Source organism: Nocardia sp. GTS18 (assembly GCF_013839555.1).
Taxonomy (GTDB): Bacteria; Actinomycetota; Actinomycetes; order Mycobacteriales; family Mycobacteriaceae; genus Nocardia; species Nocardia rosealba.
This window is the reverse complement of record NZ_JACBIU010000001.1, coordinates 249189-267351: the sequence shown is the minus strand read 5'-3', so window position 1 is coordinate 267351 and position 18163 is coordinate 249189. Positions and strand designations below refer to the sequence as shown.

Genomic DNA, 18163 nt, shown 5'->3' with positions numbered 1-18163 from the left:
GGAGAGATTGCTCAGTCGAGACCTCGACCCCCGATCCGGGCCACTGCCCGGATCGGGGCGCCATCGGCTTCACGCAGCGGTAGCGGGAACAACGAAACCTCGATCGATTCGCCTGCGGCCTGCGCGTTCGACAACTCGTCGAGCGCGGTCAGGTTCTCGGCGATCACGGCGTGCGCGCCGCACAGGATCCGGTGCGCGGGCAGGTCAGAGTCGTCGACCCCGGACGGGTCGATGCTCGGCGCGTCGATGCCGATGGTCCGGATTCCCTTGTCCACCAGCAGTTGCGCTGCTTCCGGGTGCAGATACGGGTGCGTGAAGTAGTCCGAGGTACCCCATCGCGAAGCCCAACCGGTGGCGATCAGCACGATCGTGGCAGCCGGCAGGTCGACGTCGAACAGTGTCGGTCCGATCGCGGTGCGGGCCGGCACCGACCGCGCATCCACGATCCAGGCGGGGCCGACGAAGCGCTCGAGAGGTAGCTGGTCCAATGTCGGCAGGCTGTCGTCCAGATGAGCCGGCGCGTCGACGTGTGTCCCGGATTGCGACCCCAGATGCACGCGCAGCACGTTCACCCCGTCGGTGGCGGCACACAACGCCGGTTCCAGCAGAACTTCCGGATCGCCCGGGAACACCGGCATGCCGGTGTGGATCGGCCGGGTCAGATCGATCAGGCGCACCACGTCAGCATACGAGAGCCGTCGACCGCGCCCGGGCCGCTGTGCTGCTCACACGCGAAAACTGTTGGCGCCGCGTGATATTCGCCGGATAGCCTGGATGAGACCCGCCGAGTAGCTCAGGGGAGGAGCGAAACTATGTGGGACTGGGGGAAATCTGTCGCCGAGCACGCGGCCGCCACCGCGTGGACCACCTGGCCACCGCCGGAGAAACCACCGACCGTAGTCGACCCACCGCCGGGTCGCGCGACACGAAGCCGATCATGTCGAGTGGTTCGAAAGAGGGTCGAGATGGTGGATCCGCAGTAGATCGCCTCGTCGGCCGCCCGCTCGGCCTCGGTCGCCTAGTTTGAGGAGAACGCCGATCGAGTGTTCGGGTGGGAGACGCGTGGTTGGGGCGGACTGCTGCGGGTAACGGCCTGATAGATCTCGGCATCTTCCCGGGAAAATGCGGAGATCGAGAACGCGCCGGTTCAATGAGTAGCCGGCGCGTTCGCTCGCCGGTCGGTTCGGCTTCGAGGTGATCCGCCCTCCAGGCATTGCTGCTCCCGTCTCGCGCCCGTGCCGACGGGCGAGCACGCGATCATTCGCAATCGCTGCTAATGGCAACCATTTTCGACAGTAGCAGCCGAACCTCGGCCTGTCGGTTGACCCGGCGAGCGGGCGGTTGGCTGGAGGTGGCGGTGTGGGTCAGCCGTCGGCAGGCGCGAGATTCGCGACGAGGCCGTCGACGACGTCGCCGACGGCCCTGCGGACGTCGTACCGCGCCATCGCGGTCGTCCATTGCGGCAGTACGCCGACCGCGGCGGGGAATTCGTCGAGCAGGTCGGTGGCGGCGGACTCGGTCCAATGCGGAGGTGCATGACCGCGGCGGGTCGCATCGGCGCGGTCGTCGGCCGCCCGGCGGGCGGTGAGTTCGCCGAGGGTGAAGCGCCAGAGCACCGAATACAGGTAGACCGCTTGCTCCTCGGTGGCGCCGAGAGCTCTTGCGCAGCTGACGAACTCGTCGAGGATCCACATCGCCGCCCGGCCGTAGGTCTCGCCGGTGACGAGAATGTCGACCACCCAGGGCAATTCGTGCAGGGTCTCGATGAGGTAGAGGACTACCGCGACCAGCCGGTCCCTGGGGTCTTCGGGGAGATCCGGCTTCCGCAGGTCGTCGGCGCGGGCATCGAGGACGGCGAAGAACAGTGCGCCCTTGGTGGGGAAGTGGTGGTAGATCGCCGCCGTGCTGACGCCGAGTCGCCCGGCGAGTCGCCGCATGCTGAACGCGTCGGCGCCGTCGGTGGCGAGCATGTCGCCGGTGGCGGCGACGACCGCGTCTCGCTCCAGGCGGACCGGTCGGCCGCGGCGGCGGGGGGTGGAGGTCGGCACGGCGCTCCATTCTTCCGATGGCGCTCTCGACAGGTGAATTCGGGTGTGCTTCGATTATAAAAATACGCGTTCGTAAAATCGAATCACGCTGGGGAGAGTCGGATGTCGCAAGTCAACAAACCGGCCGCCGTCTTGGCGACCGTGGTGATCGTGCAGTTCATGGTTTCGCTCGATCTGTCGGTGGTGAACGTCGCGCTGCCCGCTATCCAGGCCGAGTTCGGCCTCCCGGCCACCATGCTGCAGTGGGTGGTCAACGCCTACGCGGTGGTCTTCGGCGGTTTCCTGCTGCTCGGCGGGCGGCTCGGCGATGTGATCGGCCGCCGTCGCACGATGATCGCCGGGCTCGTGTTGTTCGGTGCGGCCAGCCTCGCCGGTGGTCTGGCCACCCATGAATCGGTGCTGATCGGCGCGCGGGCGGTGCAGGGTCTTGGCGCCGCCGCGTTGTCGCCACTGTCGCTGGCGCTGATCACCGTGACCTTCGAGGAGGGGCCGGCCCGGACCAGAGCTGTCGGGCTGTGGGCCGGGGCGACCATGCTCGGCGGCGCTCTCGGCGTCGTCGCCGGCGGCCTGCTCACCGATTTCGCCGACTGGCGGTGGGTCCTGCTGATCAACGTCCCGATCGTGCTCGCCGCACTTGCCACCGCGGTACGTGGCATCGGCGGCGCGGTCGAGCAGCAGCGGCCCAGGCTCGACGTCGTCGGCGCCGTAGTGGTCACCGCGTCCATGCTGCTGCTGATCTTCGGTGTGGTCCGCACCGACGAACACGGCTGGGCGTCTGCGGTCACCCTCGGCACGCTAGGCGCCGGAGCGCTGCTGCTGGCCGCGTTCGTGGCGGTGGAATTGCGAGTCCGCGAACCGCTCACGCGCCTGGGGCTGCTCACGCACGGCAGCGTGGCGGGCGCCGATATTTTCGGCTTCATGATCACCGCCGGCCAGCTGACCGCCTTCTACTTCGTGTCGCTGCACATGCAGTCGGTACTGCAGTATTCCCCGGCTACCGCGGGCATCTGCTTCGTCCCGTTCGCGCTCGGTGCCGTGGTCGGCATGCGCCTGGTCGCGCCGATCGTGGGCCGGTTCGGCTATCGCGCCGCGTTGGTGGCGGGCGGCCTGCTCGGCGCCGTCGGCATCGCCTGGTTCGGCGCAGGCGGCCCCGGCGGCACCTTCCTCACCGACATCCTCGGCCCCTCGATCGTGGCCAGCGTCGGCATCGGCATCAGTTTCGTGGTCATGGGAACCATCGCCATGCGCGGTGTGTCCGCCGAGGAAGCCGGTATGGCCTCCGGCCTGCTGAACAGCTCCCGCCAGCTCGGCGGCGCGCTCGGCCTCGCGGTGCTCACCACGATCGCCGCCACCGTCACCGGAGACGACCGCTCGCCCGCCGGGCTCAGCGACGGCTACTCCACCGCGTTCCTGCTCGGTGGTGCGCTGATCGCCCTCGGAACGGTGATCGCGGGTCTGCTCGTCCCGCGGACGGCGGCCGAGCAGAAGGACGCGGCTGTCCCTGCGGAGGAGGCGCGGTCATGACCGGCTACTCGTCATGCACATGATCGGACATCTCGCACCGGATGCGCGCCGGAAACTGTTCGCGGACCTGGTGCCTCGGCTGGTATCCGGAGCGTGATGGTGTTCAACGTGCAGCTTTCGGACAGTGTGGAACCCGCGGAAGCTCCGCCGTTCACGGTGGAGCAGGGGCAGTTGCGGTACGAGGGGCCGGGCCGAGCTGTGCCCGTCGGCCCCGATCGGCTGCGGTGGATGATGAACTACCGCACGCCGCCCGAAGACCGTGATCGGAAGAGCCACAGCGGCTTACGCTAGGCTGCCGGTCGTGACTTGTCGAGCTGGATCAGGGGCCCGGCCAGCACTGCGAGAACGGCTCCGAGCAGGCAAACCGACGTCAGAGCCATCTCCTGCGTGAGGATCACGGCCGCCAACACCGGGGTGCAGCTGATACCCAATTGGAAGGCTGAGACCGTGGTGGCTCCCGCGAGGGTCGGCGCGTCGCCTGCAATGGCGAATACCCGGCCGTACAGGGCGGGGTTGAGCACAAACGCCGCAACTCCCAGCAGAAATACGGCTGGAACAACGATCCAGACCTGTCGCATCGACACCGCGAGCACCACGGACAGAATCACGATCGCGCCGGTTCCGGTGCCCAGCGCCAAGTGGGGGCGCCGGTCGGAGATCCGGCCGCCGATCGTCAGTCCGGCGAAGGCGCCGATGCCGAAGAGCGCGAGGACGGCCGGGATCCAGACCTCGCCGATATCGGTGATGTCGGCCAGCATGGCGGCCAGGTAGTTGAACGTGAGCATGTATGCCGCGGTGGTCGCGATGGTGATCGCGTAGATCACCCACAGCCTCGGCTTGCGTATCGTGGCGAGTTCGCGTGCCACGACCGATCCGGTGCCTGATCGGGAAACCGTTGCGGCAGCGGGAATCCCGAGAACGCAACCGGCGATCCCGACGAGTGTGAGGGCGACCACGGCCCAGAATCCGCCCCGCCACCCACTGAAATGGCTCAGTAGTGTGCCCAGCGGTCCGCCTGCGACCATCGCGACGCTGAGCCCGCTCACCACCACGCCGGACGCGCGGGCGTTGCGGTCGGGAGTGACCAGGCCGATCGCGGTCACCGACGCGATCGCGAAGAACCCGGCATAGGCGATACCGGCGACGACTCTGGAAGCCAGCAGTACCGGATAGCTGCCGAGCAGGCCGATCGCGATGCTCAGGGCGAAGACGGCCTGTGTGGCAATCAGTGCGGTGCGGCGCGGCAACCTCAGGCTGAGTACGGCGAACGGCGGTCCACCGAATACGACACCAAGCGCGAAGGCGGTGATGAGCATGCCGGCCGACGACAGCGGCACATCGAGGTCGGTGGCCACCTCGGGAAGCACACCTGCGAGCAGGAACTCGGCGGTGCCCATCGCGAACAGGCTGAAGCCAAGCAGGTATACGCCGACGGGCAAGCGGTCGCTGCGTCGTTCCGTGAGTTGTGCGGTGACGGTCATCGACGATCACCTGCCGACGCGTCCTCGCGCTCGGACCCGCCGATCAGGCGCAACCTGTACGCCGCCAACCGTTCTCGTTCGACCTCGATTCCGTCGACGCCGGTCGCGACGAACTCCGTCGGCGGTATGCCGTCGCGGGATGGGAACCCGTGCATCGCTGTATCCACTGTCTCGTTCATGTGAGCACCTCCGAGACGAGCATCGGTGTGCCCGTGCGGTATCGGCAAACAACCTTGCCGATTCCGGGATGGATTGGTTGGCTGGCCGGATGGATGATCAACCGACCGTCGGTGCCGTGATCGAGCAGATCGCGCCACGTTTGCGACGTGCCCGCGAACAGCGCAAACTCAGTTTGGCCGACCTTGCCCGAGCCACCGGTCTGTCGACCAGCACGCTGTCCCGGCTCGAATCCGGACAGCGCAAACCCAGCCTCGAACTGCTCCTACCGATCACGGTCGCGCTCGGGATACCGCTCGACGAGATCGTCGCCGCACCCCGAATCGTCGATCCTCGTGTGCCGCAGGAACCCACCAAGAACGACGGCCGGGTGCTGGTCCCACTGTCGCGGCACCAGGGCGATCTCCGCGCCTACAAGATGATCATCCCCGCCCACGACGAAGAGCCCTACCTGCGGACCCACGAGGGCAACGAATGGCTCTACGTGCTGCGCGGACGACTACGCGTCCGGCTCGGCGAGCACGATTTCGTCATGGACGCCGGTGAGGCAGCCGAGTTCGACTGCCAGATTCCGCACTGGTTCGGTGCGGCGGGCCGCGGCAGCGTCGAACTCCTCAGCCTCTTCGGGCGACACGGCGAACGCATCCACATCCGTGCCCGGACCACCCGCCGCTGACAGCGAACACGCACCCACCATCAGTCCATTGCGCTGGCGTGTGCTGCGATGATCCGCCAGCCGTGCTCATCGTCGTGCAACCATGAACGCGTGTAGCGCATCCTGGCTCCGAAAGGTTCGCCGTTGACGGTGCCCTCGACGGTCCCGAGGAACCAGGTCACCCCGGCGCGCCCGTCGGTGAGGACGTTCAACTCTTCTTCGACCAAGGCCGTCATCACTTGCGTGCGGGTGCGGTGAAGCTCCAGATCATCGGCTTTGGTGTAGACGTCTGCGCCGAAGGTGAAGATCAACCGGTCATCCAGCAGACGATCCAGCGCCTGCACATCCCCGGCGAGTTGCGCGGCCTGCAACCGCCGCTCGGCGTCCCGCAAGTTCTCCATGCACCTCACCCTGCCAGCCGATGTCCACTCACGCCATGTTCGTTTTCGGCCGAGAGCGAGGCGCCGACAAGACCTATCTGAATCGCGCCGCCGACAATCTGGGCCCGGGCACCCCGGCCCTGAGGTGTGCCATGATCGCGAGGTGGACACTGCCGATGGTCCCGCCGTCGATCGCGCCGAGTTCGACCGCCTCGTCGGCCCCTTGCGCGCGGAACTACACGTGCACTGCTACCGCTTCCTCGGTTCGGTCCATGATGCCGACGACGCCCTGCAGGAGGCCTTGCTGCGCGCGTGGCGCTCGCGCGCGAACCTCGCCGACCCGGGCAAGTTCCGGCCATGGCTGTACAAGATCGCGACCAACCGGTGCCTGACCATGCTCGAGCAGCGCGGCCGCCGCGAACTCCCGATGGATCCGGAGCCGGATGCGCCTGCGGCCGAACGGATATGGCTCGAACCGTATCCCGGCATCGGGGTGGGGGAGCCGGGGCCGGAGGCGCGCTATACGGCGCGCGAGTCGATCGAATTGGCGTTCGTCGCGGTGATCCAGCAGTTGCCGGGCGTGCAGCGGGGTGCCTTGCTGTTGCGCGATGTCCTCGGCTTCACCGCGAGCGAGACCGCCGAATTGCTCGACGTGACCGTGGCCTCGGCCAACAGCGCCCTACAACGGGCGCGAGCCCGCCTCGATCAGCGCGAACCGCCGGTAGCGCCCGACGATCCGCAGGCGCGTCGCCTCGCCGAGCGATACGCCACCGCCTGGGAGAACGCCGATGTCGACGGCATCATCGCGCTGCTCGCCACCGACGCCCGCTACGCCATGCCGCCACTGCCCGAGTGGTATGCCGGACAATCCGCGATCCGGGAATTCCTGGTGACCGGCCCGCTGCACTGGCGCTGGCGTTTCCGCCCGGCCGTGGCCAACGGTCAACCAGCGTTCGGCACCTACTGGTGGGACCCCGAGCGCTCCGTCTTCGCGGCCATGGCCCTCGATGTGCTGACAGTGCGCGGTGGTGCGATCACCGACGTGGTGTCGTTCCTCGACCCCGCACTGTTCGCCCGCTTCGCCCTCCCCGAATTCGTGACCGACTGACGATCAGTTCGGCACCGCCGGCTGGGTCATACCGGTAGTGGGACGTTCCCACCGGCCGGGGCCCGACCTCGGCACCCCGAAGGGAGACCGTCATGTCGCACGACGAAGACCAGATCCGCACCCTGATCCACGAGTGGGCCGCCGCCGTCCGCGCCGGTGAACTCGACCGTGTGCTGGCCGACCACACCGCCGACATCGTCATGTACGACGTACCGCCACCGCAGAACGGCGTCCGTGGCATCGATGCCTACCGGCAGACCTGGCCACCGTTCTTCACCTGGCTCGGCCGCGGCGCCACCTTCGACATCGTCGAGCTGAACATTTCAGCCGGCGCCGACATCGCCTACGCACACGCTCTGCTTCGATGTGGATCACCGGAAGAACTTGCGGCCGAACCCGATACCCGCCTCCGCCTCACTCTCGGCCTGCACAAGGAAGGTGGCCGGTGGAGGGTGGCCCACGAACACCATTCGTTCCCCGACACCACCGCCGACCCGGCCGACGACGTCGCCGAGATTCGCGCACTGCATCAGCGGTGGTTCGCCGCGACTGCCGAGAAGGACCTCGACAGCCTGATGGCGGAGATCGCCACCGACGTCGAATCCTACGAACACGACGCACCGCTGCATTACACCGGCGCGGACAACGTCCGCGAGGTCTGCCGACGGGGACTCGAATCCGCCCCCGGGCGGGTGACCTGGGACGTCCCCGAGATGGCAGTCGAGGTCCATGGTGATCTCGCCGTGGTGTGGGGCCTCAACCACATGAGCGCCGAGGACGCCGATGGACGGGTCGATCACTCCTGGTCGCGAGGCACCCGGGTATTCCGCAAGCGCGGCGGACGCTGGTTGCTCGTGCACCAGCACGTGTCCTACCCCTACGACCCGGAAACCGGCGCGGCGGCCACAGATCTCGTGCCCGAAGACGAGCCGCTGCGGAGTTGTGGCGGCCTGATCCGGTGACCTATTCGGCCGTGTCGCGCGCCCGGCGATGATTCTGGGGGATTTGCTGGAGTGGCAAGGTTCGTTGTCGAGTCGTGGCGGTCGCGGGAAAGGTGGTGGGGCGGAACGAAATCCCCGAAACTACAGGAAAGCCACAATGATCATCACGGCTCGATCTACGACAGGACGCTTGCGTCGATACGCCCGCGCGGTGGGGGTCACCGCAGTCGCCACCGTACTCGCACTCAGCGCCGCGGCATGCGCCACCGAGGCGACGGGGGAGGAGGTGCCCCCGTATGCCGTTGCGACCAAGGATGATCCAGCTTTCGACAAGACCTTCCGACACGAATTCGCCGACGTCGACGGTGTTCGTATGCACTACGTGGCCGGTGGCAGCGGCACACCGGTGGTGCTGATCCACGGGTGGCCGCAGAGCTGGTACGGCTGGTGGGAGATCATGCCCGCGCTCGCCGAGAAACACACCGTCTACGCCGTCGACCTGCCCGGATTGGGTGACAGCACAGGCTCACCGAGCGATTACAGCAAGGCCACCCTGGCGCGCTATGTCCACACCCTCGTGGCCGATCGGCTCGGGGTGCGCGACGCGCACGTCATCGGACACGACTTCGGCGCGGCGGTCGCCTTCCACTACGCGAGCCAGTTCCCCGCCGACACCGCGAGCCTCGGCTACCTCGACCTGCCGCTGCCCGGGCCTGCCGTCGACGCGGCCACCTATCGTTCGATGAGCTGGCACATCGCTTTCCATTCCCAACCGGGAGTGCCCGAAGCGATGGTCGGCGACGAAGTCCGCGACTACCTCGCCCTGTTCTTCCCCCAGGTCTCCTATGGCGGAACAGCTTTCGGCGGGACCTCGCGACGGTCGCCGTTCACCGACGCCGAGATCGACGAGTACGCGAGGACCTACACCCGCCCGGAAAACCTGGCGGGCGGTTTCGAGCTGTACCGAGCCCTCGACCAGGACGTCCGCGATTCTGCCGCAGCGGCGCCGACCCCCGTTCCTGCCCTGCTTCTGACGGCGCAGGGGCAGGTCGAACCGGTGCGGGCGAGCACGGCCGGTCGGCTGACGAACATCGTGCGAGCGGTGGATGTGCCCGGTGCCGGGCACTGGCTCGTCGAGGAGAACCCGCGATTCGTCACCGCGGAGCTGCTGGCCTTCCTCGATGACTGAACGGTCGGCGGTACGCGCGTCGGCCGAGCTGGCGGCTTGCCCGCCCAGCTCGAACTCCCGGGTTATCGACTTCCTCGCAGTGGTGCGTATTGATTCGCGCCTCGCGGCCGTGGCCAGATCGTTCGGCGTGCGAACGCCCGGCCTGTACTCGCATGTCGAAGATCTCGCCGACCTACGCGACGGCATTACCGCCCTGGCTCGGCGAACTCGCGGCGAACATCGGCGACGCAATAGCCGGTCGGTCGAAGAAGGACGCGCTGGTGGGTTTCGCGACCGCACACCGTGCGTACTCGACCGAACATCCAGGCCGATGGGCGTCCTTGCAGCGACAGGCGGGGCAGGCGGCCGTCGATTCGGGCGCCGCACGCCGGATCGTGCAGGTGACCGACGCCGTCCTGCTCGGCTACGACATCGCCGTCCCCGATCGGGTTCACGCCACCCGCATCATCGGTAGCGCGTTGAGCGGATTTCTGACCTCGAACGCAGCGGGAGCTTCGCCCACAGCACGCCACCGGCCGAGCAGTCGTGGCCGGAACTGATCGACGCCCTCGACTTCCTCCTCACCCATTGGCACAACCGCGGCACTGCCCGCGAGAGAGCAACTCCATAATCACCACACAGCTCACCGCCGAATTGATCCGCGGTGCAGTAGAGCTGGAAGCATCCGAGCGCGGCGTACGTCCCCACAGACTTCCCCGGCCGATCCGAGAGCGGTTCGCCGATCCGCAGCTCACCCTCATGGAAGCGCAACCTTCCGGGGTACGAGTCGCCGTGCGCACCACGAGCGTCGACATCAGTATGCAAGTGCACGCCACCCGCGTCAGCTACCGCGGCGCGACCCGCGCCCGCGGTGCCGTCGACGTGGTGGTCGACGGCGTCTTCCACCATTCTCACGTCCTCACCGGTGGGGACACCATCGAGATCGACCCGCGCACCGGCACCCGAACGTTCGAGTCGGGGGCTTCCGAACTCGTCACCATCACCGCTCTCGCGCCCGGGGAGAATACGGTCGAGATCTGGCTCCCGCACAACGAACAGATCGATCTGATCGCACTGCGGTCCGACGCCCCACTGCGGCCCGCACCGCCGAGCGGTCCGGAGTGGTTACCACACGGCAGCTCGATCAGTCAGGGCTCCAACGCCACGAGCCCCACTCGCATCTGGCCTGTCGTCGCGGCGGTGCGCGGCGGCGCGCAGTTGCGCAACCTGGGCTTCGGCGGCAGCGCGCTCGTGGATCCGTTCATGGCCCGCCTGGTTCTGGTCGCGAATCTCGGCACCACCTTGGTCGCGAATCCCAACACCGCTCGATGTGGTGTTCGTGAATCTCGACAGCACCCAGCCCGCCGACCGGTACCGAACCGCCCGCGAGACGTCTGTTGATCGCCGCCCGTCATCGGACCACTCAGCAGCCAGGTGTCTGACCACCGACTGCCCTGATCCGGCGAATGAACATGTTTCAAATCGGCGATGCGGTACCGGTCTTGGATGAGCCCTGTCGAACGCACTGTATTGCCGATGAGCGAGCATCCCAGTGCCCGCTCTTGTCGGTGCGCCTTGCGACCATGGGCGCATGGGTAGTCACTGCATCGAGTTGCGTAGCGCCAAACTCGACAACGTTCTTTCGTATATCGGCGCAACATCATTGACCGCGAATCAGGTGCGCGTCCTTGACACTATGAAGGATCGAGCCAGCGCCTATCAGGACGCCCTCGATCACCAAGACGTCTTCTGGGATCTGTCCATACCTGACGCGCTCGATCACCTGGTCCGAGGCCGTGCCGATTCGCCAGGAGAATACGCAGGCTGCGCGTATCACGCCGCGCTGCAGATCATCATCGCCAGCAGTGGTTCCGATCCCGTGCAGGTCGGGTACTTTCGCAACCCCATCTCGTACTTCTTCGAGCTGGACAAGGAACTTCAACGCTGTGGGGTGCCTCAGGAACTGTGTTCGTTCGGGTTCCTGTTTGCCGGGCCGCCAGCCGAAATCCCCTTCCGCATACCGGGTTCGCTGGAGGGATACCCTGAAGTCGGCCACCTGGCACTGTCACGAACGAAAGCTGTCGCCGATGCCTATCGGTCGGTCATCGACAAGATCGATCAAGACTTCGTCGACGATCTCACCACCCTGGTGGAGAAGCTGGAATTCGAGCACGAGACCTGGCTGAGCGGGCAGGGACGAGGTCCCAGTTGGTATGTCGCGGACACCCTGTTCTTTTCGACCGATTGACCACGTCGACCCCGGGACACACGCACTCTTCTGCCGCATACCGCGCGGTGACGAACGTCCGCATCTGCCGACGGCAGATCTCACTACTTGGGAAGCAGGCGAATAGGCGGGAATAGCGCTCTGACCTGGGCTACCGGTTACGCGTGAGGTACCCGGATTTACCCCATCTGACCCTGGCTCAGGGCACGAATGGGGCACGGCCGGTAAGCGTCGCCAGGCGAGTTGCCAGCGCGGTCGAACGTCGGTTCATGCCGATGAGCGTGAAAACGTGTGCGTCGGTCCTGCCACATACGATGCCGTCGTGAGTGATCAACTTTTGGCGGAAGCACATCGATTCCTCGACTGGGCCAGAGGAGAAGGTGCCAACCTCGACGGGACCGATCCGAGCGTCTTTTTCGTTCAGGGGGTCGTCGAATCGATGGCCGAAGACCCCGACGAAGAACCTTCCCTCCGCGCGGTCAAGGTGTTGGCGTACTCGGTGTACCTAGCCGAACTACTGGCCAAGACGTGCTCCGGTGTCCGGTGCGTCATCGATGGCGAAGGTATGCGTCTCGATGACGTCCGCGCAGTCAGTGACACCGGAGTCACGCAGTTCACGCTGAACTGGATCTACAACTGCCTCGAGGATCCAGATGCAGACAATCTCGGGTTCAAGCTCGCCGGTGCGCTTCGTGACTTCGGCGAGCAGGACCGCGCCCACTACTTGACCGAGCTACTCGACTACCGCAGTTGAAATCTCGACTCTCGGTCAAGACTTTCAGACGTCCGCTAATGCCGCCTATCGGTTCATCCGGGGAACCCGGACGCGACACCAAAGAATGCGGGAACACGTTCCAATGCTGCTGTCCAGGTCCGCCGGGCGGCAACGCGACGATCCCTCACGATGACTGCTGACAACCCCCGATACGGGAGATCAGTTGGGTACCGCCGTACTGCAACCAGGTTGGTGCAGTGGTGTCGAGATTCGCGACCAGTCGTGAACAAGACGCTGTCGAGATTCACGACCAGACGGTGGCCGAATTCGCGATCAAAGCCACCCGCCACATGCGTGACACTCCAGCGGACGTGATCAGTGTCAAGCTGGGAATCAATGTGGTGAACCACGACTCCATGAGGCTGCGCAGCTTCGTTCCCGCCGTTCACGGGTTCCTGGACACCATCCGTGACGGCCACCCCACCACGCCGCTGCTGCTGATCTCGCCCATCCACTGCGCGATCCACGAGGACACCCCCGGCCCCGGCGCGATCGATCCGACCACGCTGGGCACCGGCTCCCTTCAATTCGTCGCGACCGGAAAGAAGTGCGATACCACCTTGGGCCGCCTGACCCTTCGGGTCATCCGGGATGCCTTGACGGAGATCATCGACAGCAGGTCCGAGGATCCGAACCTGCACTACCTCGACGGTCGCACTCTCTACGGCGAGCGCGACGCACAGCGCCATCCACTTCCCGACGGCCTGCACCCGGACACCGACACACACGCCCTCATAGGAAAACGGTTCGCGGACAAAGCATTCGGGCCGGGAGGGGTGTTCAGAAGAGTTCGGCGCCCAGCGGCCGCCACCTACTAGCTCGGGTGGCCGGGGTCGGTTCGCCGAATCACACACCGGGCGAACACGCGTCGGCCGGATCTCGCGGCTCCATTCGACCCACGGCTTTTCGGCGATTGCTCAGCGGGGACAGTCGTTGCGTCGGGATACAATATGTGCGCTGAACGTGCTGTGAGGTAACACAATTGGTGTCCGGCTGCCCGCGAATCGGGTGAGAGCTGCCTAGGCTTCGTAGTGGGCAAGGTCGCCTTCGGCCGTTTGTGAGATGGGGTCTGTGGACCCGGGCTTCGATATCGCACAGCTCGTCTATCGAACCCAGGAAGACCCTGAAATCGTGTCCGAAACTGATCATTCGCCAGGGCCGAGAAGTACCGAACCGCACCGCGACGTCCCGCAGCTCCCCTCTCTCGACCCCTTCATGCGCTGCCCCGCCGATATCGCCGCCTACGCACCGGGCTCGTTGATTCGGAGCAGACGGGTCGAACTGTCACTGTTCGGATCGGTCCGGCAGCAGGTCCAAGCCTGGCAGTTGGCCTATCGCAGCAATGACCTTTTCGGGCGGGCGGAGATCGCGATAACCACCGTCGTGCTCCCGGCCGGGGCCGTCGCGGACCAGGACCGCCCGCTGTTGTTGTTCCAGTCCGCAATCGACTCGGTGACCGAGCGTTGTGCGCCGTCCTACGTGTTGCGCCACCATACGCGGGCGCCGGGTTCGATCACCCGGCTCGAATGGCCGCTGATCGCGAATGCGCTCCGGCGTGGCTGGGCGGTCAGTATCGCTGATCACGGCGGTATGAAGGGAAGTTTCGGCGCGCCACGGGAACCGGGCTATCGCAGCTTGGACGGGGCAAGGGCCGCGCTGTCGTTCACGCCGCTCGGCCTGCATCCGCGGACGTCGATCGCATTGTGGGGGTACTCCGGTGGTGGCATGGCCAGCGCGTGGGCCGCCGAGATGGCTCCGAGCTACGCGCCCGAATTGAACCTGGTGGGTGCGGTGCTCGGCGCACCGGTCGGCGATCCCGGCGAGGTGTTCCTTCGCCTGCACGGCAGTCGATTCTCCGGTTTTCCGCTGATGGTGGTGGCGGCACTGCGTCGGCTGTATCCGGACCTCGACGCTGCCCTCGACGCCGATATCTTGCCCGAGGGACAGGCGTTGCTGGCAGCCGTCGAGAAACTACCGCCGATTGTCGCGCTGCTGCGGATGTCGGGGCAGAGTTTCGACGACCACCTACGACGTCCGCTCGACGAGATTCTCGCCGAACCGAAGATCCGCGCGGTGCTCGACGATCTGCGGTTGGGTTTGTCTGCCCCAGCCTGTCCGCTGCTGGTGATGCAGCCGGTCGATGATCAGGTGATCCATTGCGGCAGTGTGGACGAGCAGGTCGAACGGTACCGGGCTGCGGGCACCCACGTCACTTACGTACGCGACCGCATGAGTGACCACTTCACGTTGCTTCCGCTGTCGACCCCGATGAGTCTGCGCTGGTTGTCGGACCGCATCGCTGCCGATCCCTTGGCGCCACCGAGCACGCGAACCGTGCTGTCGTCGAGCATCTCGGCGCCGAGCCTGCGCGGACTGATCGGGGTGGTCGGTACCGCGCTGGCGGTCGCAACCGGGCGGCCCCTGATCGGTGCGCCGATCACTTCGCGCAGACCGCACCCGGTCGAGAAAGCTGCCTAGGTTTCTGCCGACAATCGCAGCGGGTCAGCGGGTGCGCGGATCCTGCAGAGAGGCCATCGCCTCCATCAGCGAGGAATGAACAGCTGCCAACTCCGGTGTCGCGAACGATTCCCAGGACTGCTCGTCGGCGCCCGAATCGGTTTGCGCCCATTCGGATCCGCTGTCGGACGACGAGCCATCCTCCCAGGAGGCGGCTACCGGGTTGTGCTTGTAGACCCACCACAGATGCCCGAACGGATCCGCGAAACGGGAGAGCACATCACCCCAGAAATCGGTCGGTTCGGTGACGATCCGGGCGCCCCGATCGGCGGCGCGTTGCAGCGTGGCCTTCGGATCGTCGACATACACCCGGATGAACGCCGGCGTGTACGGCCAGCCGGGCTTGCGATCGGCGATCGTGAGCGTCGAGTCGCCGATCCGCAGCTCGGAATGCAGCACCAGCCCATCGGTGTCCGCGGTGCGGGCCTCGGGGACCTCGACCGCGCCGAACACCTCGACCAGGAAACTGATCAGACCCGGCGCATCATCGGTCCAGATGAAGGGGTCGACCGTCGCCGAGCCGGCTGGCGCCAAGGGAACTGCGGGATTGTCGGACATACTGTCTCCTTTGATTGGTGACCCCAGTTTTGCCCCAGTTCCGGACAGTATGTGTCCACAAGTGCCCTAATCTCGAGGTGTGTCCACCAGTACTCGCGCCCTTGCCCTGCTCGGTCTGCTGCAGAGCCGTCGTCATTGGTCGGGAGCCGAGCTGGCGCGCCGTCTCGGCGTCGGCGAGCGGACTGTCCGGCGCGACGTGCTCGGTCTCCAAGAGCTGGGCTATCCGATCCTCACGACCCGCGGAACCGGCGGCGGCTATCAACTCAGCTCCGGCGCTGCCCTGCCGCCACTGGTGTTGAGCGAGGAGGAGGCCGCGGCGACAGTCCTCGGTCTCAAGGAGATCGCGACCGGTATCCACCCGGCTTCCGCGGAAGCCGCCATCAGCGCGATGGCCAAAATCGTCCAGGTTCTACCCGCCCGGATTCGACGCCGAATCGACAGCCTGCGAACGGTGGTCACCCCGGCGGGCGAGGGATACCGACGGGCCGCCATCGACGATGTGACCGCGCTGACGACCCTCGCGCTGGCCTGCCGCGACGCCGACACCGTCTCGTTCACCTACCACGACGGCGAACGCGTGGTCTCGGACCGAACAGTTCAGCCGCACCGGATCGTCAATGTCGAGAACCGCCTCTACCTGGTGGCGTGGGATCTGGACCGTACCGACTGGCGCACATTCCGCGTCGATCGTATCGCGCGCACCAACCGCACCGGAGCGCGGTTCGCTCCCCGCGGCCTACCCGGCGACGACCCGGTGGAATACGTCCGCAACCAGCTCGGCTCGATGCCCGCCAGATACCGTGTGTACGCCACGGTCGAGGCTCCGGCCGAACAGATCAGAGCTGAAATCGCGCACTGCGGCACCGTCGAGGCCCTCGATGCCCGAATCTGTGATGTCCACATCGCCGCGGAGTCACTGGACTGGGCGGCCTTCTGCCTCGCCTCCATCGGAGCACCGTTCGTCGTGCACGGACCACCCGAAGCGATCGAGCTCATCGCCGGCTGGGGGTCCCGGCTTCTGGCCGCCACGGAAAACAGCTCCGAACCAGGACCTTCCAGTGAAAAGGTCAGGGGCACGGTCTGATTCGCCGGCAGCGGCAGACACCCCGCCAGTCCGGTCACTTCCACCGGCGCACTTCCCAGCCCTGGCGGGTCAGTCGCAACCGCCGGATCACCGCCGGCTTGCCTCGCACCGCATGCACTTCGAGCCCATCGGGCTCATACCCGCCAGCATCGCAACCGGATGCCCCTCGAGGTTATAGGGGGTGCGTGGACCATGCTGTGAGCAGCAGCGCAATCCCGAGGCCGAGGTCGAGGACGAAGCAGGCCTCGGTGAGTGAGCGGCTGACGACCTTGTCGCGGATGAAATGGACTACGTCCCATACGGTGTGTCCCAGCGAGGCGGTGGCTGCCAGGTAGAGGGCCAGGGTCGGGCTTGACATCATGGCGGTCAGGGCGATGGCGCTGAAGCCGATGAAGGCAAGAGCCTGCCGGCCGACCTCTCGTCGATCTGCCCCGGTTCTGCGGAGAAGCCCGAAGATCGCGAACCCCGCTCCCAGGACAAGAACCGTGGCAGTCGGGTCGAGTCCCGTGAGCTCGGCGAGGACGACGGCCACACTGACGAGTGCCACCATCAGCCAGCCGCTTCGTCGAGAACCGACCGCGGCGGCCGCGAGGTAGCACGTCGCTGCGATGATGATGATCATCGCCGTGACGTGGGGATCGGCACCGTCTGTGTTGTTGGCAAGCAGTGCGAGCAGGCCGAGCACCGACGGCCAGCGCGCGAGCAGGTGGCCTCCGATAGCCGCAGCGCGGCTGGACGGGTGGGGGTGGGCGTGGGTGTCGAGGTTCGTCGTTCTGTTGTTCATACTCGGCAGTCTCTGTTCGGCTCGCGCTCGGTGGATGTCCGGCGCTCGAGTTGGGGGAAGGACGACTCGTCGTGTCCGTCGCGGGAAACGTCGTTCATCGCAGGACAGCGGCCGATGTTCCACGACGATCGCGTCAAGCGGTTACATGGGTGGGCCGGTATCGCACGGCGACCGCGCCCGATTGGAAGTCCCGCCGATCCACGAGCTCGAGTTCGATGCGTTCGCGCAGGCCGGCGAGCAACGTCGGTCCGCGCCCGGCGAGGACCGGCTGCACAAGGAATTCGTACTCGTCGATGAGTCCCAGATCCGCCAGCGCCAGGGGGAGTGTCACTCCGCCCACCCATAGGCCTTCGCCCGGTTCCTGCTTGAGCTGCTGGACTGCTTGCCCCAGGTCGCCCTGTATGAGCTCAGCGTTCCAGTCGACCGCGCTGAGCGTGCTCGACACGACGTACTTTCGAACCTGGTCGATGGCCTCGGCGAACGGGATCTCCCACTCGTCCATCCAGTCAGGCCACACGCCCGTGGCCGGGCGCCGCCACGCCGACTCCATCATCTGGTAGGTCACTCGACCGAGCAGCAGGGCATCGGCCCGCTGCATCTCAGCGGTCCAGTAGCGCATCGACTCCTCGTCCGGCGGGAGCCCCGCCTCGTGATGGCAACAGCCGTCGAGCGTGACGTTGATCGAGTATCGGAGTGGCCTCATATCGTTGCTCTCCCTTGAATTGCGCCCGGTTTG

The 18163-nt window shown here is 66.3% G+C and carries 21 protein-coding genes; 13 read left to right on the top strand and 8 right to left on the bottom strand.

Annotation, left to right across the window (positions count from 1 at the left end):
- Positions 1 to 11: 11 nt before the first annotated feature.
- Entirely contained in the window at positions 12 to 677 is a 666-nt protein-coding gene (locus HYG95_RS01320) for a cyclase family protein (protein WP_181696173.1), read from the bottom strand.
- A 687-nt stretch (positions 678 to 1364) separates the two neighbouring features.
- A complete protein-coding gene (locus HYG95_RS01315) occupies positions 1365 to 2048 on the bottom strand; it encodes a TetR/AcrR family transcriptional regulator (RefSeq protein ID WP_181696172.1) in 684 nt (227 codons plus the stop codon).
- Between the two features lie 102 nt (positions 2049 to 2150).
- Here HYG95_RS01315 and HYG95_RS01310 point away from each other — a divergent pair, with 102 nt between their 5' ends.
- Together HYG95_RS01310 and HYG95_RS01305 are read left to right on the top strand one after the other, a co-directional pair.
- Positions 2151 to 3572, top strand: coding sequence for an MFS transporter (locus tag HYG95_RS01310; protein ID WP_181696171.1), 1422 nt, complete (start codon positions 2151 to 2153; stop codon positions 3570 to 3572).
- Positions 3573 to 3668: 96 nt separating this feature from the next.
- Positions 3669 to 3863, top strand: coding sequence for a hypothetical protein (locus HYG95_RS01305; RefSeq protein WP_181696170.1), 195 nt, complete (start codon positions 3669 to 3671; stop codon positions 3861 to 3863).
- Here HYG95_RS01305 and HYG95_RS01300 read toward each other — a convergent pair.
- Both HYG95_RS01300 and HYG95_RS01295 read right to left on the bottom strand, forming a co-directional pair.
- Positions 3860 to 5053, bottom strand: coding sequence for an MFS transporter (locus HYG95_RS01300; protein WP_181696169.1), 1194 nt, complete (start codon positions 5051 to 5053; stop codon positions 3860 to 3862). The genes HYG95_RS01305 and HYG95_RS01300 overlap by 4 nt on opposite strands.
- A complete protein-coding gene (locus HYG95_RS01295; RefSeq protein ID WP_181696168.1) occupies positions 5050 to 5232 on the bottom strand; it encodes a hypothetical protein in 183 nt (60 codons plus the stop codon). The genes HYG95_RS01300 and HYG95_RS01295 overlap by 4 nt, the downstream gene beginning before the upstream one ends.
- 89 nt (positions 5233 to 5321) lie before the next feature.
- On the opposite strand from HYG95_RS01295, the gene HYG95_RS01290 reads away from it, so the two are divergent.
- A complete protein-coding gene (locus tag HYG95_RS01290) occupies positions 5322 to 5906 on the top strand; it encodes a helix-turn-helix domain-containing protein (RefSeq protein WP_181696167.1) in 585 nt (194 codons plus the stop codon).
- A 20-nt stretch (positions 5907 to 5926) separates the two neighbouring features.
- Here the strand turns inward: HYG95_RS01290 and HYG95_RS01285 are convergent, their stop codons facing one another.
- Positions 5927 to 6286: a nuclear transport factor 2 family protein gene (locus tag HYG95_RS01285; protein WP_181696166.1), complete on the bottom strand. Its 360-nt coding sequence runs from the start codon at positions 6284 to 6286 to the stop codon at positions 5927 to 5929.
- Positions 6287 to 6428: 142 nt separating this feature from the next.
- Here HYG95_RS01285 and HYG95_RS01280 point away from each other — a divergent pair, with 142 nt between their 5' ends.
- The 9 genes from HYG95_RS01280 (at position 6429) to HYG95_RS01240 (ending at position 14962) form a co-directional block, all read left to right on the top strand.
- On the top strand, positions 6429 to 7373 hold the full coding sequence (locus HYG95_RS01280) for a sigma-70 family RNA polymerase sigma factor (protein WP_220138915.1): 945 nt from the start codon (positions 6429 to 6431) through the stop codon (positions 7371 to 7373).
- A 92-nt stretch (positions 7374 to 7465) separates the two neighbouring features.
- A complete protein-coding gene (locus tag HYG95_RS25070) occupies positions 7466 to 8335 on the top strand; it encodes a nuclear transport factor 2 family protein (protein WP_181696164.1) in 870 nt (289 codons plus the stop codon).
- A gap of 190 nt (positions 8336 to 8525) precedes the next feature.
- Positions 8526 to 9503, top strand: a complete 978-nt coding sequence (locus HYG95_RS01270; protein ID WP_370465638.1) for an alpha/beta fold hydrolase — start codon at positions 8526 to 8528, stop codon at positions 9501 to 9503.
- A gap of 152 nt (positions 9504 to 9655) precedes the next feature.
- On the top strand, positions 9656 to 10042 hold the full coding sequence (locus HYG95_RS01265; RefSeq protein WP_181696162.1) for a TetR-like C-terminal domain-containing protein: 387 nt from the start codon (positions 9656 to 9658) through the stop codon (positions 10040 to 10042).
- Entirely contained in the window at positions 10029 to 10883 is an 855-nt protein-coding gene (locus HYG95_RS01260) for a hypothetical protein (RefSeq protein ID WP_370465637.1), read from the top strand. Before HYG95_RS01265 ends, HYG95_RS01260 begins: the two co-directional genes overlap by 14 nt.
- Before the next feature lie 190 nt (positions 10884 to 11073).
- Positions 11074 to 11730 carry a hypothetical protein gene (locus HYG95_RS01255; RefSeq protein WP_181696160.1) on the top strand — a complete coding sequence of 219 codons (657 nt, stop codon included), beginning with the start codon at positions 11074 to 11076 and terminating at the stop codon, positions 11728 to 11730.
- Between the two features lie 301 nt (positions 11731 to 12031).
- Positions 12032 to 12463, top strand: coding sequence for a hypothetical protein (locus tag HYG95_RS01250; protein ID WP_181696159.1), 432 nt, complete (start codon positions 12032 to 12034; stop codon positions 12461 to 12463).
- A 218-nt stretch (positions 12464 to 12681) separates the two neighbouring features.
- Positions 12682 to 13302 (top strand): hypothetical protein, encoded by a 621-nt coding sequence (locus tag HYG95_RS01245; RefSeq protein WP_181696158.1) that lies wholly within the window; start codon positions 12682 to 12684, stop codon positions 13300 to 13302.
- Between the two features lie 313 nt (positions 13303 to 13615).
- Positions 13616 to 14962, top strand: coding sequence for an alpha/beta fold hydrolase (locus HYG95_RS01240; RefSeq protein WP_356982410.1), 1347 nt, complete (start codon positions 13616 to 13618; stop codon positions 14960 to 14962).
- 24 nt (positions 14963 to 14986) lie between these two features.
- Here the strand turns inward: HYG95_RS01240 and HYG95_RS01235 are convergent, their stop codons facing one another.
- Positions 14987 to 15559: a glyoxalase/bleomycin resistance/extradiol dioxygenase family protein gene (locus tag HYG95_RS01235; protein ID WP_181696156.1), complete on the bottom strand. Its 573-nt coding sequence runs from the start codon at positions 15557 to 15559 to the stop codon at positions 14987 to 14989.
- A gap of 79 nt (positions 15560 to 15638) precedes the next feature.
- On the opposite strand from HYG95_RS01235, the gene HYG95_RS01230 reads away from it, so the two are divergent.
- Positions 15639 to 16643 carry a YafY family protein gene (locus HYG95_RS01230; protein WP_181696155.1) on the top strand — a complete coding sequence of 335 codons (1005 nt, stop codon included), beginning with the start codon at positions 15639 to 15641 and terminating at the stop codon, positions 16641 to 16643.
- Positions 16644 to 16815: 172 nt separating this feature from the next.
- Here the strand turns inward: HYG95_RS01230 and HYG95_RS01225 are convergent, their stop codons facing one another.
- Together HYG95_RS01225 and HYG95_RS01220 are read right to left on the bottom strand one after the other, a co-directional pair.
- Entirely contained in the window at positions 16816 to 17427 is a 612-nt protein-coding gene (locus tag HYG95_RS01225; RefSeq protein WP_220138914.1) for a hypothetical protein, read from the bottom strand.
- A 133-nt stretch (positions 17428 to 17560) separates the two neighbouring features.
- The gene (locus HYG95_RS01220) at positions 17561 to 18130 is read right to left on the bottom strand and encodes a dihydrofolate reductase family protein (protein WP_181696154.1); all 570 of its coding nucleotides are present in this window, start codon (positions 18128 to 18130) and stop codon (positions 17561 to 17563) included.
- Positions 18131 to 18163 lie beyond the last annotated feature (33 nt).

Excerpts from the sequence above, each read along its gene's own strand:
- HYG95_RS01310 (WP_181696171.1), top strand. The coding sequence starts at position 2,151 with ATGTCGCAAGTCAACAAACCGGCCGCCGTCTTGGCGACCGTGGTGATC.
- HYG95_RS01305 (WP_181696170.1), top strand. The coding sequence starts at position 3,669 with ATGGTGTTCAACGTGCAGCTTTCGGACAGTGTGGAACCCGCGGAAGCT.
- HYG95_RS01300 (WP_181696169.1), bottom strand. The coding sequence starts at position 5,053 with ATGACCGTCACCGCACAACTCACGGAACGACGCAGCGACCGCTTGCCC.
- HYG95_RS01295 (WP_181696168.1), bottom strand. The coding sequence starts at position 5,232 with ATGAACGAGACAGTGGATACAGCGATGCACGGGTTCCCATCCCGCGAC.
- HYG95_RS01290 (WP_181696167.1), top strand. The coding sequence starts at position 5,322 with ATGGATGATCAACCGACCGTCGGTGCCGTGATCGAGCAGATCGCGCCA.
- HYG95_RS01285 (WP_181696166.1), bottom strand. The coding sequence starts at position 6,286 with ATGGAGAACTTGCGGGACGCCGAGCGGCGGTTGCAGGCCGCGCAACTC.
- HYG95_RS25070 (WP_181696164.1), top strand. The coding sequence starts at position 7,466 with ATGTCGCACGACGAAGACCAGATCCGCACCCTGATCCACGAGTGGGCC.
- HYG95_RS01265 (WP_181696162.1), top strand. The coding sequence starts at position 9,656 with ATGTCGAAGATCTCGCCGACCTACGCGACGGCATTACCGCCCTGGCTC.
- HYG95_RS01255 (WP_181696160.1), top strand. The coding sequence starts at position 11,074 with ATGGGTAGTCACTGCATCGAGTTGCGTAGCGCCAAACTCGACAACGTT.
- HYG95_RS01235 (WP_181696156.1), bottom strand. The coding sequence starts at position 15,559 with ATGTCCGACAATCCCGCAGTTCCCTTGGCGCCAGCCGGCTCGGCGACG.
- HYG95_RS01225 (WP_220138914.1), bottom strand. The coding sequence starts at position 17,427 with ATGAACAACAGAACGACGAACCTCGACACCCACGCCCACCCCCACCCG.
- HYG95_RS01220 (WP_181696154.1), bottom strand. The coding sequence starts at position 18,130 with ATGAGGCCACTCCGATACTCGATCAACGTCACGCTCGACGGCTGTTGC.